Origin of the sequence: Flavitalea sp. (assembly GCF_035489435.1) — a bacterium.
Lineage (GTDB): Bacteria > Bacteroidota > Bacteroidia > Chitinophagales > Chitinophagaceae > DATHKG01.
In genome coordinates, this window is the sequence record NZ_DATHKG010000181.1 from 37534 (window position 1) to 55056 (window position 17523).

At 42.9% G+C, this 17523-nt stretch carries 13 protein-coding genes and 1 riboswitch; of the genes, 4 read left to right on the top strand and 9 right to left on the bottom strand.

Annotation, left to right across the window (positions count from 1 at the left end; genetic code table 11):
- Nucleotides 1–240: 240 nt before the first annotated feature.
- A riboswitch (SAM riboswitch) is annotated at nt 241–344 on the bottom strand.
- A gap of 326 nt (nt 345–670) precedes the next feature.
- From VK664_RS28710 to VK664_RS28720, 3 genes are all read left to right on the top strand, one after another.
- On the top strand, nt 671–1603 hold the full coding sequence (locus tag VK664_RS28710; protein ID WP_461402179.1) for a CE1 family esterase: 933 nt from the start codon (nt 671–673) through the stop codon (nt 1601–1603).
- A gap of 49 nt (nt 1604–1652) precedes the next feature.
- Nucleotides 1653–2096, top strand: a complete 444-nt coding sequence (locus tag VK664_RS28715) for a DUF3592 domain-containing protein (protein WP_461402180.1) — start codon at nt 1653–1655, stop codon at nt 2094–2096.
- Nucleotides 2097–2268: 172 nt separating this feature from the next.
- Nucleotides 2269–2961: a molybdopterin-dependent oxidoreductase gene (locus VK664_RS28720; RefSeq protein ID WP_461402181.1), complete on the top strand. Its 693-nt coding sequence runs from the start codon at nt 2269–2271 to the stop codon at nt 2959–2961.
- A 9-nt stretch (nt 2962–2970) separates the two neighbouring features.
- On the opposite strand, the gene VK664_RS28725 is transcribed toward VK664_RS28720, so the two are convergent.
- The 8 genes from VK664_RS28725 to VK664_RS28760 form a co-directional block, all read right to left on the bottom strand.
- The gene (locus VK664_RS28725; protein ID WP_461402182.1) at nt 2971–4311 is read right to left on the bottom strand and encodes an AGE family epimerase/isomerase; all 1341 of its coding nucleotides are present in this window, start codon (nt 4309–4311) and stop codon (nt 2971–2973) included.
- A gap of 66 nt (nt 4312–4377) precedes the next feature.
- Nucleotides 4378–5658, bottom strand: a complete 1281-nt coding sequence (locus tag VK664_RS28730) for a mandelate racemase/muconate lactonizing enzyme family protein (protein WP_461402183.1) — start codon at nt 5656–5658, stop codon at nt 4378–4380.
- A gap of 53 nt (nt 5659–5711) precedes the next feature.
- Nucleotides 5712–6650, bottom strand: a complete 939-nt coding sequence (locus VK664_RS28735) for an RraA family protein (RefSeq protein WP_461402184.1) — start codon at nt 6648–6650, stop codon at nt 5712–5714.
- A 73-nt stretch (nt 6651–6723) separates the two neighbouring features.
- Nucleotides 6724–7878: a bile acid:sodium symporter family protein gene (locus VK664_RS28740; protein ID WP_461402185.1), complete on the bottom strand. Its 1155-nt coding sequence runs from the start codon at nt 7876–7878 to the stop codon at nt 6724–6726.
- 95 nt (nt 7879–7973) lie between these two features.
- Nucleotides 7974–9452, bottom strand: coding sequence for a mandelate racemase/muconate lactonizing enzyme family protein (locus VK664_RS28745; RefSeq protein ID WP_461402186.1), 1479 nt, complete (start codon nt 9450–9452; stop codon nt 7974–7976).
- Nucleotides 9453–9640: 188 nt separating this feature from the next.
- Nucleotides 9641–10561, bottom strand: a complete 921-nt coding sequence (locus tag VK664_RS28750; protein ID WP_461402187.1) for an RraA family protein — start codon at nt 10559–10561, stop codon at nt 9641–9643.
- Nucleotides 10562–10629: 68 nt separating this feature from the next.
- Nucleotides 10630–12153 (bottom strand): SusD/RagB family nutrient-binding outer membrane lipoprotein, encoded by a 1524-nt coding sequence (locus VK664_RS28755; protein ID WP_461402188.1) that lies wholly within the window; start codon nt 12151–12153, stop codon nt 10630–10632.
- Between the two features lie 11 nt (nt 12154–12164).
- Nucleotides 12165–15356 (bottom strand): SusC/RagA family TonB-linked outer membrane protein, encoded by a 3192-nt coding sequence (locus VK664_RS28760; protein ID WP_461402189.1) that lies wholly within the window; start codon nt 15354–15356, stop codon nt 12165–12167.
- 184 nt (nt 15357–15540) lie between these two features.
- On the opposite strand from VK664_RS28760, the gene VK664_RS28765 reads away from it, so the two are divergent.
- On the top strand, nt 15541–16416 hold the full coding sequence (locus VK664_RS28765; protein ID WP_461402190.1) for a helix-turn-helix domain-containing protein: 876 nt from the start codon (nt 15541–15543) through the stop codon (nt 16414–16416).
- Between the two features lie 69 nt (nt 16417–16485).
- Here the strand turns inward: VK664_RS28765 and VK664_RS28770 are convergent, their stop codons facing one another.
- Complete coding sequence (locus VK664_RS28770) at nt 16486–17490, bottom strand: GRP family sugar transporter (RefSeq protein WP_461402191.1); 1005 nt, start codon at nt 17488–17490, stop codon at nt 16486–16488.
- Nucleotides 17491–17523: the final 33 nt, after the last annotated feature.

Genomic DNA, 17523 nt, shown 5'->3' on the forward strand with positions numbered 1-17523 from the left:
ACAGCAACAACAACGCATTGAGCTGCGTTTAAGCGATTTAATGTACACAGGTAATTTACTGGAGCACTGTTGATAGGCATTAAAAGTTGTCATCGTTGTTTTTTTACACTGTTTGAGTCACAGGCCTGGCAAATCGTTGATTCTTTTTCCTTATCAATGTACAGGGAGCATTTAAAAACGAAAAGCACCCCGTTAATCAGGAGTGCTTTGTTATGTTGACATATTTAATGCAAAACTTCTGACTTAACTATCCCGTACGTAGGGGATGGAATTAGCACCATTTCCAATCATGGACGGTTGCTAAGGCGTCGCAGGGCCATTCCCTCAGCCTTTCTTGATAAGTGTTGTAAGAACTAGCGCAAAGATAATACAGAAATCTTATCAGTCTATAAAAAGCATAGGGTTTATCAAAAATAAATTTTCAAGAAAAGTTTACAGTTATTCTTTCCGCGAATTTTGTGATTGATATTGTTCAATTACTGACTGTTGAAAAATTACTGACTATTGAAATGCAGTTAATTACCGAGATCTTTTTTCGCAACCAGCGCTACAAGCATACCTAAAACAACCGCACATGGAACAAAAAATCATATAACATTTAAACGCTGCGACGTTTTGTAAGTCTATATTACGACGATGACCCCTAAAATATCTGTCCATAAACCAAAACATGAATAAAATTCGAATTATATACCATATATTTATGGTTATCAGCGTCTTATGTATCAGGTGTGGCAAAGACTCACCGGCGCCTCAAAAGATTTTTCGTTTTACGGGAACCATAAGCGTTGACGGCCTGGAAAGGACCTACCTGTTAAACCTGCCGCCATCTTATTATGAATCAAACGAGCTTTCGCTGGTGATTGCTTTGCATGGTGGTGGAGGAAACGCTGAACAATTTGAAAGCTCAACAGGTCTCACCGATAAAGCTAATGCCTCTGATTTTATTGTTGTTTATCCAAACGGCGTAAAGAGCACGGGTATTTTGAAAGCACAAACCTGGAATGGTGGAAGCTGTTGCGATTATGCTGTCGAAAAAAATATCGATGATGTTAAATTCATCAGTCAACTCATCGATCTTCTTGTAAGGAATTATAAAATCAATCCAAAAAAAGTTTACGCTACCGGGCATTCAAATGGTGGTCTCATGGCTTACCGACTGGCTTGCGAACTTGCGTGGAAGATTGCAGCTATTGCACCAAACGCTTGCAGTATGTCGGTTACAAAACCCTGCGATTCATCCAGACCGGTCCCCGTTCTTCATATGCATTCGGTTAATGACAAGAATGTTCCTTATAAGGGTGGATACGGCGATGGTGTTTCGAAAGCCTATTTTGCTCCGGTTGATTCAGTATTGAATGTGTGGTCGGCCATAAATGCCTGCGGAACCAAGGCACAAAAAGTTGCGGATAATCCTGGTTACACATTTTTCAAATGGTCCGATTGCCTGAACCAGGTTAATATCAATTATTATCTTACCAAAGATGGCGCACATGCATGGCCGGGAGGAGAGCCGGGAAGTGCATTAGGAGATTCGCCTTCAAAAGTTATAAAAGCCAACGACCTGCTATGGGATTTTTTTCAACAATTTCAGTTACCTTAATAGTACTGAAATAGTGCTGACTTTACTTGCAACCTGAATTTGTAATTCAATGATAATACGACGCTCAGTATTTGTTTTGACAATAGCAAGCCTCATTGCTGTGCCACTGTTGATCAATAAACTGATCTGGATCTCAAAAACGAAAACAACAACCGGGGTAATGTCATTCGAGGGAATGGGTAATGCCGGTGACATGCTTCGTTCTACCTATTCGGTATTTTATTTTGAACATGATGCAGACACGACCTGGTTTAACAGCAGTGCAAATATCAGTTATAAACCAGGCGACCTGGCACCAGTACGTTACAACACTGCAAATCCCGCTGATGCCCGATTAAATACATTTCTTTCTATCTGGCTTGGCACCCTGCTTGCCGGTGGTATACCTTTGTTGGTATTACTGGTCATTTTCCTCAATCGCCATATCGTTCCACATAATAATGATATCAGGCTTTCAAAAAAGAAGCCATTCATATTCCTGCACAGTGCATAGCAATAGTGGGCTAGCTCACTACAAGAAATCAAGTCCCTAAAATTGTTTAATTTTGTCTGTGCCAGTATTTTATTCACAAATCATTCATAAGTCCTATGAATTCGTTTCATAATTCATAACTCATAATTCATAATTTTCTTCCTCATCACTCATCACTCATATTAAAATGGTCATGGGAGACTCCGAAAAACTACATCGAATTGTCGAAGCCAGAATGAAATTAAAGGCCCGCTTCGAAGATAAAATCAGGGACACACCTTCTGTTTCTGATTCAAAGCCTCTCGGTTCAGGTAAACCAAACAGGCACGGGATGCCAGAGCTTCCTGTTGGCCAGACTGTAACAAAAAAATGGCCGGTCCTCGATCTTGGTACACAACCTGAAATTTCAAATACAGAGTGGCGGCTTACATTGAACGGTGCAGTTGATCATCCTGTTGTGTTAAACTGGGAGGACTTTATGGCCTTACCACAAACAGAAGATGTCTCCGATTTTCATTGTGTAACCACCTGGTCAAAACTGAATATGAGCTGGAAAGGTGTCCGACTGCTGGATCTGGCAGCATTGGTACAGGTGAAAGATACGGCCACTCATATCTTATGTTATGGTTATGATGAATACACGACTAACATATCATTGGAAGAAGCGCTTAAACCTGATGTACTGCTGGTGCATATTGCAGAAAATAATCCTTTACCAAAGGAACATGGCGGGCCGGTAAGAATGATTACCCCGCAGCTTTATGCCTGGAAAGGCTCGAAATGGATAAACCGGATTGAATTTCTTACACATAACAGATTAGGTTTCTGGGAAAGAAATGGATATTCGAATACTGCATACCCGTGGCGCAATGACCGGTATATGTAGTTTATTAAATCATTTCTTTTCGAGCATTCGTATACAATTACTCAATGACCGGAAATTATGATAAGTCGCCTTCCAGATATGTGATTTGGCCGAGGTTTTTCTGGCGGGATCATGATCTATCCCTTCTTCATACCAATCACCATGTACATGATCGATAAGATTCAACTGAACATAATTCCATAATTCCAGGAATTTGTCTGCATAGTTCAGTTTATCGGAAGGATACAATTGCGAAAATATCATGAGGGTATTTAATCCTTCGGCCTGGGCCCACCAGTTTTTACTTTGTTTGATGATGCTGATGGTATCACTGTTTCTAAAATAATATCCCTGGTCATAAAAACCTGCCAGTGCGTGATCCCAGCCATTGCGCAATGAGTGATCAACCATCTTTTTTCCAATAGCGAGTGTTTTTTTATCATCGTGATTACCGAGGATCTCCGTGGCTTCCATCATCAGGTAGGCAGTTTCAACATCGTGTCCGAATGAAACATGATCCAGGGATCGTCGCTGAAGTATTATATCCCGGGTTGAATCTTTATTCGAAACAGGTTTCCATTCGGGTGTAAAAAATAACTGCAGATATCCTTTGGGATGAACCATCGTATCCCTAATCAATAAGAGCATTTCCTGTAACCTTGTTTTCAAAAGCGGATCGGGCCAAACAGCATACAACTCAGTAAAGGCCTCCAGTATATGAATGGAACTGTTCTGATCCTTGTAACCAAGATCAGATGCAAGCGGTGTGCCCGAATCGCGGCGAATAGGTTTCCCCGATCTTTCCAGGTGTTGATAGTAGCCTTTGTATACAGGGTCAAGACTATTTTTCTCGAGCCAGCCGAAAGCTTTTTTTGCGAGTTCCAGTACCTGGGGGTCACGGGAGGTTTTATAATATGCTGCGAGCGCGTATAAACCGAAGGCATTCCCGTATGCCTCCTTCCGTTCGGATATCATATCACCCTTCCTGTTTACAAGTGTATAAAATCCGCCATATTGTTTGTCCCACATCTTGTCTCTGAGAAAAAAATAACCATGTCGCGCCATTGCCAGGTAACTGGTGTCTTTGTAAAATAGTGTTGCCTTTGAAGTAGTCCAGACATGCCTGGCCTGCGTAACAATCATCTTGTCCTGTTTGCCTGCAGGTTTAAATTCAAATGAAAAGTCGGTCAGGTATCCTCCATATAAGGTGTCGATGTTTTTAGGATAATAAACATCCAGCAATTCTTTTTTTGCTGAGAATTTCATCTGAGACAGCACTGAATCAAAAGATTGTCTTGTTTGAGAAAAACAAATGGAACAGGAACAAACCGAGCAATAAAATATTGAAATAAGAATAACAATTCTTTTCATAAGGCTACCTTTATTTCATTCAAATATATCATTCAAATAATCATTCAGATATTCATTAAATCTTCATCATTCAAAAAAGGGCGTGTCCTTGATGGCATATTTTCGCATACCTTCTTCGTTTATTTCCACACCGATACCTGGCTTTGTTGAAAGCGTTATAAAACTATCCTTCACCCATTCACCATCATAAGTAATTATCTCTTTGAACATAGGTTCTGTATGAAAATATGATTGCCATTCCAGTACCATAAAATTAGGAACTGAAGCACAAACATGCGCCGAGGCCATTGCGCCCAGGAATGAAGCTACCATATGTGGTGCAAAGGGAACATAATAAAGGTTGGCCAGGTTTGCAATCCGCTGCCCCTCGCCCAACCCACCCGCCTTCTGCAGATCGGGCATTACTATATCTACGGCTCCGATTTCGAGCAGTGGACGGAACCCATGAGCGAGATAATGATTTTCGCCGGCGCAAATAGGAGTACTGGTTGAATCAGTTATAAGCTTATATGCCTGCGGATTTTCAGCAGGTATGGGTTCTTCCAGCCACATCAGGTTAAGATGTTCCACTCGTTTTGCTATCTGTTGGCCGGTAACCGCATCATAACGTCCATGCATATCCGCACAAATGTCAATATTAGGTCCCACCGCTTCACGGGCAGCTGTAAGCTGATCAACCATGCGTTGTAGTTCAGCCGGACTTGCTGTCCAGTTATATGCATCATATTTGTTGGGATCATTAGCCTGGTCCAGGTCAAACTTGATGGCATTAAAACCCATTTTTTTTGATTTTAATGCTGCCTCTGCAAAGTCCTTCGGAGTGGGCAGGTTTCTCTGGTACAGGGCAGTGTCGCAATAAACACGGATCTTATCCCGAAACTTACCACCGAGTAACTGGTAAACAGGCAGGCCCAGCGATTTACCTGCCAGATCCCAGAGCGCTGTTTCAATGGCAGACAATACAGCTATATACATACCCGACTGTGCGCCCTGGAAAAATCCTGATCTTCTTATGTCTTCAAAAAGCCGGTGAACGTTTAATGGACTTTTACCAATTAGTCTTGCACCAAAATTTTTAACCAGGTGATAGGTACCGGGTATTGCGTCAACGCCTTCACCACAACCCCAGATATCCTGGTTTGTATAAATCTTTACAAATACCGATCCGCGGATATAACCACATTTTACACCCGTTATTTTCAGATCTGCCGGGGGCGAGGCGAATGGCGTTTTTTCAACAGCATCTTCGAGTCCTTTCCCAAAAAGTGCAAAAGGCGCTATGGATGCAAGCGCAGAAGCCATAGCGATTTTTGAAAGAAAAGATCTTCTGGATGGCGAATGCGACATAATAGCGGATTTAAATTGTGAGCGGTATAATGTTCCAGGCTCTAAAGCTTTTTTTACCAGGTCCTGGCTTTCAGAAATTCCTGTACCTGTTCTTTTGGTACCGGCAATTCGTTGATATGATCATTCAGCCATTTTGAAAAATCTCTTTCAATTTCGTCTGTCCATCTGGAATCTATTTGCCCGGCTGTATATTTACCTTCTTTTAAACGGAGATGTCCGAACATATCTCTCAACCTTACGATCTCGGAGGTCTTTACAACTTTTTCCGCAAGATGTGGTGGAATAAAACTTACTATTCCCTGTTTACCTAAAACGATATCTCCTGGCATAACAGTGACGGTGCGGATACGTGTTGGCTGATTTATGCCGATGATCATGGTATTTAGATCGCCGGTTGGATTATGATATGAAGGATCATAACTGGTAAAATAAGAAGTAAATCCCCCTATTTCTTTCAGGCCTTCGATATCGCGGATGGCACCATCATATACAATACCGTTACCTGTTTTTGCATAGATAGCATTGCCAACGTTATCACCAATGGTAGGACCATTGCGATGAGCCCCGAACTGATCAGCAACATATACATCACCTTTAACGAGCAGATCGACCGGCCAGCTGTTCTGACCACGTTTACCGGCCTTTTTACCCCTCGCATCGATCGCACTCCAAACATCTGGCCTGGCTGGCATAAATGTCGCCGTCACCGCCCGCCCCACGAGTACACTGTCTGGATTTATCTGTTGCCAGTTCTCAGCAACCTGGTATCCATATCCTTCATTTTTCATTACTGCCCATGCTTCTTCCTGGCTCACCTTGCGTATACGGTTTAGAATTGCATCGGGCACTTTTGGCCGCCCATCTGCAAATCGCTCCCCCTTCCATTCCGGGGTGAGGAAAATTAATTCTTCTTTTGAGATTTGCTGTGCTTGTATATGATCAACTACAAAAGTTGATACCAGGAGACAGGCAATTATTATTTTTTTATTCATATAATTATGTTTTTGTCGCCGGTCACCAGTTTAGCCGGAAGCCGGATTGCCCCGGTTTATGCGATTCAAATCTCTACCTGGGACCAGCAGTAGTTATGTTCCGATCAGCGGTTTGCAGTTCAACAGAATTCGGATCAATATCATCTTCGGGTAAACGGCTATGCCACCAGCTCGAAAGAAATGAACCAGTGATATTCATCATCGGACCGAAAATTGCCGGGGCCAGGCCAACGGTAGCAAGTTTACCCATGGTGAGGGCCAGGCCAGATGCCAGGCCAGCATTTTGCATACCCACCTCCAGTGCAATTGTTCTGCAATCGCGTTCAGCGAATTTTAATAGCCGGCCCGACCAGTAACCAAGTATAAAACCGGCAACATTGTGTATAAAGGTTGCAATAATCAGCAAGCCACCAACCTTGAGCAGGCTATCGCGTCCTGCAGCAGTAATTACCATAATAATCAGCGCAATTCCTGCCATGGACAATAGCGGCATAGCTTTATCAAGCCAGCCAAACTTACCCCTCACCAGGTAGTGAAATGCAAGACCGGCTGCAATTGGGATAATCACAATCTTTGTAATGTCCCACATCATATCCCAGAAATGAACTTCAACAAAACCACCACCTAATAAGCGCATAAGCAAGGGCGTTAAAAATGGCGCCAGCAGTGTAGATACAGTTGTTACCGATACTGATAAAGCCAGGTTTGCCCTCGCGAGGTAAGACATCACATTGGATGCAAGACCGCTGGGACAACACCCAACGAGGATAATGCCCGCCGCAATTTCACTTGGAAAATCAAAAAGATTTGCAATCGCAAATCCAATCAAAGGCATAATGGTGTAATGACAAACTATTCCAACTATTATACCTTTGGGCATTCGCAAAACATTATTGAAATCTTTCAGACTAAGTTCTGTTCCCATACCAAACATAATGATCTGTAACAACGGAACTATCAATCCCGAAAGTTTAAAGTCGCCAATCGTTTTAAAATACTGGGGATAGTACATAGCAAGGCTAACGACTCCAAAAATGATTATGGTAAATGATAAGCCTTTCAGCACTCTGCTGCCACGGAAAGCGATGGCTACACTCACAAGGGATAACATCAGGAACCATCCGGCCAGATAGTGTTTTGCCATAATTGTGATCACCACCCAGCAAACGAAAAACAGTGCTGCTAACCCATAAAAAACACGATAGGAAGCATTTGCAGCTTTAGTCATATTTTGTTAAACGCTTAATAAAGCCTGAATATGGTAATGCCAGACTTCGGTTAAAAACGATGAAATGAACCGTAAATAAAATTCAGCATGCACCATTAACTCCAGGTCCTGTCATGTGAATTCAAAGAGTCCCAGTCCGGTGTTGGGGCGAAATATGTTTTATCTTTTGCATGCAGATGTTGTTTAACTACTTCTTCGTTTAGTTCGATGCCGAGTCCTGGCGCTTCCAGCGGCAAGGGCGCAAACCCTTTGTCAATAAGCTTCCTGTTGTCTGTTGTTTTCACAAGGCTTTCCCACCATGGCAGATCGACCGAGTGATGTTCCAGGGCCAGGAAGTTTTGAGTGGCCGCTGCGCAATGTACATTCGCCATAAATGATACCGGGGTTCCGGCCTGGTGCATCGCCATAGCTATACCTTTTTCTTCCGCATAATCTCCTATTCTTTTTGTTTCAAGTAACCCACCTGATGAAGCAAGATCCGGATGAATAATATCGACGGCATGTGAATCGATCAAAGGTTTGAAATTTTGCAACAGGTAAATATCTTCACCAGTTAATGTCGGTGTCTCCAAAGCATCGGTAATGGTTTTATGTTGTTCGGTCATCTGCCAGGGAACCATATCTTCAAGCCAGGCGAGCCGGTATTTCTCAATAGATTTACCAAACCTTATCATGTTGTTCAGATCAAAGTGACCATAATGATCGGTTGAAAGTGGTATTTCTGGCCCAATAACGGCCCGGACATCCGCAACGCGTTTGGCCATTACTTCAAGACCCTTTTCAGTTATCTGTATACCTGTAAATGGATGTGCGGCGTTTGCATAAGACATATAATCGCCGTTCCACTGTGCAAGGCCCTGGCCCCAGAATGCACTGTTTACAAGGGTTCCCGGGATATTACGCAACATCCCGATAGACACATCCATCTTGAGCCAGGTATATCCCTGGTCCACTGTCCTGTATTTAACTTTTGCTTTAAACTCTTCCACGTCCTGGGATTCAGGAGTATCGGCATACATGCGGATCTTGTCCCGGTATCTTCCTCCAAGCAATTGCCAGCAAGGCACGTTATAAGCTTTACCACAAAGGTCCCATAGCGCCATCTCTACGGCACAAACCCCGCCCGCCTGTCTTGCCTGTCCTCCAAATTGTTTAACAGATTTAAAAATCATTTCCACATTGCATGGGTTCTGACCAAGTATCCTGCTCTTGAGCATCAGTGCATATCTTACATCAGCCCCATCTCTTACTTCCCCGAGACCATATATGCCCTGGTTTGTATCGATCCGTATAATTGCGGTACGTCCTAACACAGTGGTTACACAATACCGCATATCCGTAATTTTTAACTCTGATGGTTTTGAGTTGCGGTTTACTTTCTGAGTGGCTTGTGCGAGTATATCTTCAATAGGCGAAGCAATCAAAGCACCACCGAGACTAATCCCACCAAGTGTTGACATCTTAAGAAAGTTCCTGCGTCCATTTTCATAAGTATCATTTTTAAAATCCAGATCAGGTCGCGGCTGATCATCTTTCAAACCAAGTTTCTGAAGAAATTTTTGTGATGGTGTCATGAAAAATTAATTTATGGCGTTAATAACAGGTTGATTCGAATGTTGATTTGAATATTAATTCGATATCGTTTAAGATGTTGATTCAGGTGTTAGTTCAGTGTTGGTCCCGGTGGTGATTCAGAAGTTAGTTCAGTGTTGGTCCCGGTGGTGATTCGGTGTTGAGTTAGTATTGATTCCGGGTTCCCGCGTTACCAGGTGCGGCCCTTCATAAAATCATCCAGTTCTTTCCTGGTCATGGGAAGGTTCTTTCGTTCAGACAACCATTGCAGGAAATCTTTTTTGATTGCATCAGTCCATTGCTGATCTATCTCACCAGGTGTGTATTTTCCTTCAATGAGTCGCTGGTGACCAAATGCATCCTTTAACTGGATGAACTCAGAATTTATCACCAGATCCTCGAGCAAATGAGGCGGAATGAATATGGTTCCGAATTTTTTTGCAAGAACAACATCTCCGGGAAGTACGGTGGCGCGGCCAATCCGCACCGGAAGATTGATTCCCGCAAGCATCATCTGTTGTATATAAGATGGATCAATTCCTTTTACCCAACCATTGAATCCTTTGATGGCAAGCAAGCCTTCAACGTCTCTTACCGAACCATAAAAGATAACTCCTCTATGTGTTTTTGCATAGATAGAATTACCAAGGTTGTCGCCAATCAGGGTACCATCAGCTATTTTACCATAACTGTCTGCAACATAAATATCTCCTTCCTGTAAAACATCAATAGGCCATGAATTGGGTGCTCCCACCCTTTTTTCTTCCTTGCCCTTGTCTTTAATCACTTTATCGAAGTCTGCCCGCATCGGCATATACTGGGCAGTAACTGCTTGTCCAACCATCACTGAATCAGGACGGATAATTGTCCATTCACCTTCATATTGATTCTGGTAACCTTTGTTACGGAGATAACCCCAGGCTTCTTCGATGGATATATTTTTTAACCTTGCCATCAATTTGGCAGGGGCTTTCGGGCGACCATCCGGAAACCTCTCACCCTTCCATTCAACGGTTAATTGTTTTACCTGTTCGGCAGTTAATGAAACTTGCTGTGAATAAACTGTTACAGAACCAAACAGAAAAAGTGAAAACAAAAAGATCTTCAACATTAGTTTTAAATTTAGTTTGAAAATACATGTACGGGATTTAACTAATAACTCATAATTCATAACTGTTTTTACTTGTCCCACCACACTCGGGTGTCCATTTTATCCGCGCCCTGCCTTGCAATTGCTTCATTTACATTTGTTGTGTTGGCTGATATTTCTGAAAGAGGATATGTTATTCTCCTGATAAATGTGCCAGCGGGGATGTCACCAACATAAGGATTTGCAGCCAATGCAGGAAACCCTGTGCGTCTGAAATTTGCCCAGGCTTCTGAACCGTTCAGAAACGATACGATCCAATATTGAGTTCCTATTTGTTGCATTGCAGTAGGGGGGTTAAATGGATTTGCTGTCAGATATGGTTGTATTGCTGATGCCGGTACTGCAGCGTTCGCATCATGGGTACCGAGTTCCTGCATATGTGCGGTAACGCCTAGATCGTAATAACCTTTGGCAGTTCCGGTGGTCACCCATCCCCTCTGAGCAGCTTCAGCAAGCAGTAATAGTGTTTGAGCAGCGGTTACAAAAAATGCGGGTACTGTTCCTTTAGTAAGTCTCCGCCGGTCAACCTGGCTATATTCATAATAGCTGGCAAGACCATCCGCTGCAGCAGCGGCCGTTGCACCACCATTGTCTTTTCCCATCGCAAGCCCAATTTGCCGGGCGGGGTCAGTTGTACCAACAGCTGGTACCTGCTCCGGTCCGGATTTGGCACCCACATAACGGATAGCGATAGCTGATAAGCGGGGATCGTTTGTGTTTTTAAGCTGATCAACGAATGGTTTGGCCAGGTAGAAATTTGCTCCTTCCGTTCCATTGAGCGTGTTGCCAATCGGGTGGAGATAGTTAGCATCGTGCCGCATGATTGCATTGTCTGCATTCAAAGTAATGACACCTCCGGCGAATGCAGCTTTAACAGTTGCGTCTGCTTTGGCAGCATCGGCTTTAGTTATGTGCATGCCCGCTCTCAATAATAACGAATAGCCAAATTTTTTCCATTGAACGATGTTTCCAGCATAAAGTATATCTCCGGCTTCCGTTGGTTTCCCTGCGTCGAGTGCTGCAGAAGCTTCAGTCAGTTCTTTTATGATATCTGTGTAAATCGCCTGCTGTGCATCGTATTTTGGCAAGAACACCTGCTCAGAATAACCGAGCCCACCTTCAGTGTATGGGATGTCACCATAAGTATCAGTAAGAATCATAAATGCAAAAGCCTGTAAAATTCTTCCCATGTTCATCAGGTTACCCCGGGTGGGCGATTCCTTGGTGTTGGCTATGACATCCCTGGTATTTCGGATAACATTACGATAGTATGCCTGCCATATCGGCGACAGCAGGTTCCGGTTATCCTGGTTGAAATTTGCCCCTGCAAGTACGCCTCCATTTGGTGAAATAACCTGCTGAACTATTCCCATTTCATAAGTAAGTGTTGCCACTGGGAAAGATAAATTGATGACCGCGTTATTCAATTGGAAAATCGGATCTATAGCAACCGGGTTTGTTTTATTTTCATTTAGTTCAGAAAGCCCCTTATCACAAGCGAATTGGAATAACAGCACCGTCAACAGGAATGTGTATTGAATTATCTTTTTCATATGCACGGCTATTAAAATTTAATGTTAAGGTTCAGACCCAGGCCCCGTGTAGAAGGCAGACCTGTAGATTCCATTCCTACAAGATTGTCAGAACTATACCCGAATGTTTCAGGATCTATATTATCAATCCATCTTTTTAGGATCAACACGTTATTTGCAACGAAGCTCAGCTTAACGCCTTTGACAGGCCATGCTCCCGGGAGGTATTTCGTGAAATCATATCCAAGTGTAATCTGGCGTAGCTTCCAGTATCCTCCATTGTAAATCACCGGTTCAACTATGCCTTGTGATCTCAGGTGTTCCCAGTACATCTGGACCTCGGTCGCCTTGGTATTTACACCACCAGTTTCATTGACACCTTTACCGATTACTCCACCTTCACGGCCCTCAAGGGTAATTTTATGATGTCCTTCACGTATCATGTTGAAATTAGTACCGGATAACATCTTGTTACCAAGTTTATAATCAATCAGAAATGAAAGGGATACACCTTTGTAATTAAAGGCGTTGAGAAAACCTCCATACCATTTCGGTAATGCCGACCCAAAAGTCACCACGGCGTCTGTTTTTATTGGGACCCCGTTTGCTCCAAATATGCGTTCGCCCTTAGCATCTCTTTTATAACCTAAACCTGCGATCTGCCCCATTTCCTTTCCTACTATCTGTCGAAGCTCACCGTTAAAAACATGGGTTCCGACAGTTATACTTTCACCGGGTTTATCTGTAAGCAGGCTCAGAACTTCTGTTTTATTATAGGTAGCATTTGCTGTGAATTCCCAACGGAAATTTGAGGACTGAATGGGAACCAGGCTTAGTAAGCCTTCTATACCAAGGTTGCGGCTTTGTCCACTGTTTATCCTTGTATCTATAAATCCTGAAGCATCAGAAATCTGGGCCTGGACTATCTGGTCTGTTGTGATCTTCCGATAAGCTGCGATATCGAGCCCTACCCTGTTATTAAACATTTTCAACTCAACTCCGAGCTCGATTTCTGAGATCCTCATAGGTCGAAGGTTTGCATTAGGAACTGTGTTACCATTTGGTCCGCCAACCGGTTGTGCTGCACCTGCCGGGTTTGGTATAAGATTAGCGTTGATCTGGTAAAAAAGGACATCAGCATAAGGCGGAACATCAGTATCGCTACCTACTTCACCAAAAGCCATTCTTAATTTACCCAGGTTCAACCACGTGAGTGATTTTAGTGATTCTGAAAAGAGATAACTGGCAGAAATGGATGGATAAAGTATGCTTCGGTTCTCAGGAGACAAAGTTGAGAACCAATCATTTCTTAGGGTACCGTTTACAAACAAGAGGTTGTTATAGGATACTTCTGCCGATCCATACAATGAATTCACACCACGTTTCTGCAGATCATATAAAGGATCTTTTGCGCGGCCATTCTGAACTGTATATAGGCCTCTGACAACAAAGTCGGTTACCTGCACGCTATTGAGATCAGAACGTCTGCGCATCTGGTTGCCACCAAGATTTACATTAAGTCCGAACTTACTGAATTCGAAATTGGAAGCTACCAGGAAGTCTGCATTTGTTTCCCGGAACCGCCTTGCATCCTGGGTGTAAACACCGTTCACAAATCCTGCGGGGGCCGGGCCTCTTGAGGCATGCCCTGTTGGAAAATTATTATAATCCTGGTCACGGGTCCAGAAATCCTGTCCGATACGCCCTTGAATAAACAACCATGGAGTGATGTCATATTTAACAGAGAAGTTTCCGAATAACCTGTCTCTCCTAATAGTTTGAAACTGTTCAGCCAGTACCCAATAGGGATTAGTGCGATTCATAAATCTTGAGTAAATAAATTCGTTTCCCTGTGCATTGTATTTCTTTTCATTAAGCAGATCCGACGGCATGGAATTCGACATGTTGTATATAACCGTCGGAATAGAGTTGTCCTGGTTGGCTATATTGGGAGGATTGTTGTTTTTTTCGATTGAATAATTTGCATTCCCCATGAAACTTAGTTTATCAGACAGATTGTAGCTGAACCCAAGATTCATCGTCTTCCTGTTAAATGTATTATTAGGCACAATACCCTTACTATCGAGGTTACCAAGAGAAATATGAAGGCCACCTTTTTCACCGCCCGCTTCAATGGTTACTGTATTAGTAAGATTCTGGCCATTACGGAAAAATTTTTTAATACGGTCGTATTGCGGCACATAGGGTACAACAACACTGTCGAACAATACCTGGGTCATACCGGGTTGAAATTTCTCGCCGAATGACCACTGCCCTGAAGTCGGGTTGCGTGTTGTCGGACGTTTTCCATTTTCACCCTGGCCATATTCATATTGATAATCGGTAAAGTCCAATGGTTGTTCGTTGGTATAATTAAGATTATAAGAAACTCCGATGCCTTTTCCTTTGCCCCGGGTTTTTGTAGTTATCATTATCACACCATCTTTTGCACGTGATCCGTACAAGGCGGCAGCTGCAGCACCTTTCAGGATGGTCATGGATTCTATATCATCAGGGTTGATACTGGATAATCCGTCGCCGCCATCAGATGTATTTCCACCTCCTCGGACCGCAATTGAATTATCACCCTGAACTGATCCGCTGGCAGTTGGATTGGTACCAAAATTTGTGTTGTCAAGCGGAATACCATTGACAACAATGAGGGGGTTATTTTGACCTGAAATGGATGATTGCCCACGGATACGAATCTTGGAAGTACCGGCAGGGCCAGTGCCAAGACCGGAAATGTTAACCCCGGCAACCTTGCCTTGCAGGGCATTCATCAGATTTGGTGTGCGATTAACGGTCAATTCATCTGCATTAACCGTAGTTGTGGCATAACCAAGTCTCTTTGACTCTTTACTGATACCTAGTGCGGTCACAACGATGGCATCGAGATCCTGCGAACCTGCCTGGAGATTAACAGAAACATCATTGCGGCCATTGACAGGAACCGTCTGGGCCGCAAACCCGACCGATGTAAATTGCAATGAGTCGGTACCGGTTGCCCTGATTTCAAATTTACCTGTTGCATTCGTAACTGTAGCATCGCCTGTTCTTTTTACTAATACAGTCACACCAGGTATCGGTTGATTTCGGTTATCCGTCACCGTACCAGTCACGGTTTGTGAATACAGGGATCCCGAAAACAAGAAAATGAGAAGGAAGCTTGTGAGCAGTCTTGAATAAACCGGCAAAGATGCCGGAAAGATTTTTTTGTTCATAAGCAGGTAGTTTGAAGGAAATTAGAAGCTGCAATTACATAACAAAGTATCCTTTCTTATCAACAATAAACTTCCAATAAAATCCACCGGCGAATAATGTACATACCAAAAAACAGGTTATATTTAGATAAGTGTTGCAAAGACATTTTGCAGTATCCGGCTGAAACAGATTCAACTTGCCTATATGATCTCTTTTCTGCTGAACAGAACAAACAAAGAGCTGGTGCCATTTCCACATGTTGCCGAATTTGCGCTCACGAAGTGCAATACCATCCAGTTTGATTCTCTTCCTGTAACTTCAAAGCCAACCCTCAGGCTCTATTATGTTTTTCAAGGAAAGTTTAATTGGGTGCTTGGCAAACAATCTCACATTTTATATCCCGGTGACCTTGCAATTGCATTACCAGGCATGTTATTCGGTGGGGTAAACAATTATTTTAATATCGGAACGGTGACCTGGATCGATATCGATGTGGCGAAGAGTCCGGGCGATCATGGTATATTCCCGGGCACCTGGTGCAATTTATCGTCAACAGAAAAGGCAATCATAAAAAAGATATTCCGACTTCATTATAAGCCGATACTTAATTTACCGGCCGCTGGAAATCTGTTGCAAAATATACGGGCCGAATTGGTATCATCAGAAATCGGGCATTTCATGCGTGTGAACCAGTTGCTGAACGAATTACTGATCCTGCTGGCACGCACCCTGAGCCGGCAGAAAAATACTCACCGTGATTACCCGGTTGTATTTATGAAACTGGAGAAGTCGCTTAGAGAAAATTTGTCGCACCAGTGGACGGTCGACGAGATGGCTTCGCTTGTTGGCCTGGGACATACTGCATTTTCTGAAAAAGTAAAAAATTTCACGGGATTCTCCCCGCTAAACTTTCTCATCAACATCCGGATCTCTAAAGCAGTTAACCTGCTCAGGCGTAAAGATTTCAGTGTTACTGATATTGCCCTGGATACCGGTTTTTATTCGTCACAACATTTCGCGACTACATTTAAAAAACTAACAGGGTATTCGCCGCGCGATTTTCGTAAGACTTATTCGTAAACTCCCGCTTAATGCCAGGTTTTTTCATTTTTAAATATATTACTATACATCAATTATTTATCACCCGAATTATTTATCACCCGCATAAATCAGCAAAACAATTCCAAGCGCAAAGAATAAAAACATAAATGCAAGCAGGGAGCTTGTGCCCCTGGGTGCGTTCTTAAACTCTTTCCAGATGAACACACCCCAAAGCGCAGCAACCAGGGTGGCTCCCTGGCCAAGTCCATATGATATCGCCGAACCAGCGCGCCCCGCAGCAATAAGGTTTAATGAATTTCCAAGTCCCCAGATAAGTCCGCCCAGTACTCCTGTGAGATGGGTGTTTAGTGAACCTGCAAAATATTGGGAATAACTTGTCGGCGAACCGGTAATTGGCTTTTTAATAAGTATGGTATTAAAAATAAAGTTGCTGGCTAAAATACCTATGGAAAAAATAAAAACAGCAGTATATGGGGTCATCTTGCCTATAGCCGGTGATTCAAAATTATTCAGATCCATAGCAGCGGCAATAAAGCGATAAAAAAAAGACATCAGGAAACCAGCCGCAATCGCTATAAATATACCTTTTGAAGAAACTTTTTTATTTGTATTTTCTTTTTTTCTATAAGCGATAGCATTTAATACAATTGCGATCATAACCAAAGCTATACCGGAGAAAATAAACACCGGATCGCCTTTCTGTTCAGCTCCATAGTTTATTACAACTCCAAGTATCAAAGCAATACCAATTCCTACCGGGAAGGCTACCGACATGCCAGCGATGGCTATAGCCGCCGATAAGAGGATATTTGCTGCGTTAAAAATAATCCCACCCAGGAATGCACTCCTGATGTTTGCACCGTCAGCCTGCTTTAGATCTTCAAGGAAACTTCTTCCATTACTACCAATGCTGCCAATTGTAAAAGCGGAAATAATCGAAAACAGCAAGATCCCTATCACATAATCCCAATAGAACAATTCAAAACGCCAATGTTTGGATGCCAGCTTTTGTGTGTTTCCCCATGAACCCCAACACAACATCGTAATAAAACAAAACAGGATAGCGAGTGAATAGTCTGTGACAATATACATTTGATAAAGTTTATTGGGGCGTTGTTTTCAGAA

Coding starts and splice junctions, on each gene's coding strand:
- VK664_RS28750 (WP_461402187.1), bottom strand. CDS start 10,561: ATGTTGAAGATCTTTTTGTTTTCACTTTTTCTGTTTGGTTCTGTAACA.
- VK664_RS28725 (WP_461402182.1), bottom strand. CDS start 4,311: ATGAAAAGAATTGTTATTCTTATTTCAATATTTTATTGCTCGGTTTGT.
- VK664_RS28730 (WP_461402183.1), bottom strand. CDS start 5,658: ATGTCGCATTCGCCATCCAGAAGATCTTTTCTTTCAAAAATCGCTATG.
- VK664_RS28755 (WP_461402188.1), bottom strand. CDS start 12,153: ATGAAAAAGATAATTCAATACACATTCCTGTTGACGGTGCTGTTATTC.
- VK664_RS28770 (WP_461402191.1), bottom strand. CDS start 17,490: ATGTATATTGTCACAGACTATTCACTCGCTATCCTGTTTTGTTTTATT.
- VK664_RS28735 (WP_461402184.1), bottom strand. CDS start 6,650: ATGAATAAAAAAATAATAATTGCCTGTCTCCTGGTATCAACTTTTGTA.
- VK664_RS28715 (WP_461402180.1), top strand. CDS start 1,653: ATGATAATACGACGCTCAGTATTTGTTTTGACAATAGCAAGCCTCATT.
- VK664_RS28740 (WP_461402185.1), bottom strand. CDS start 7,878: ATGACTAAAGCTGCAAATGCTTCCTATCGTGTTTTTTATGGGTTAGCA.
- VK664_RS28720 (WP_461402181.1), top strand. CDS start 2,269: ATGGGAGACTCCGAAAAACTACATCGAATTGTCGAAGCCAGAATGAAA.
- VK664_RS28710 (WP_461402179.1), top strand. CDS start 671: ATGAATAAAATTCGAATTATATACCATATATTTATGGTTATCAGCGTC.
- VK664_RS28745 (WP_461402186.1), bottom strand. CDS start 9,452: ATGACACCATCACAAAAATTTCTTCAGAAACTTGGTTTGAAAGATGAT.
- VK664_RS28765 (WP_461402190.1), top strand. CDS start 15,541: ATGATCTCTTTTCTGCTGAACAGAACAAACAAAGAGCTGGTGCCATTT.
- VK664_RS28760 (WP_461402189.1), bottom strand. CDS start 15,356: ATGAACAAAAAAATCTTTCCGGCATCTTTGCCGGTTTATTCAAGACTG.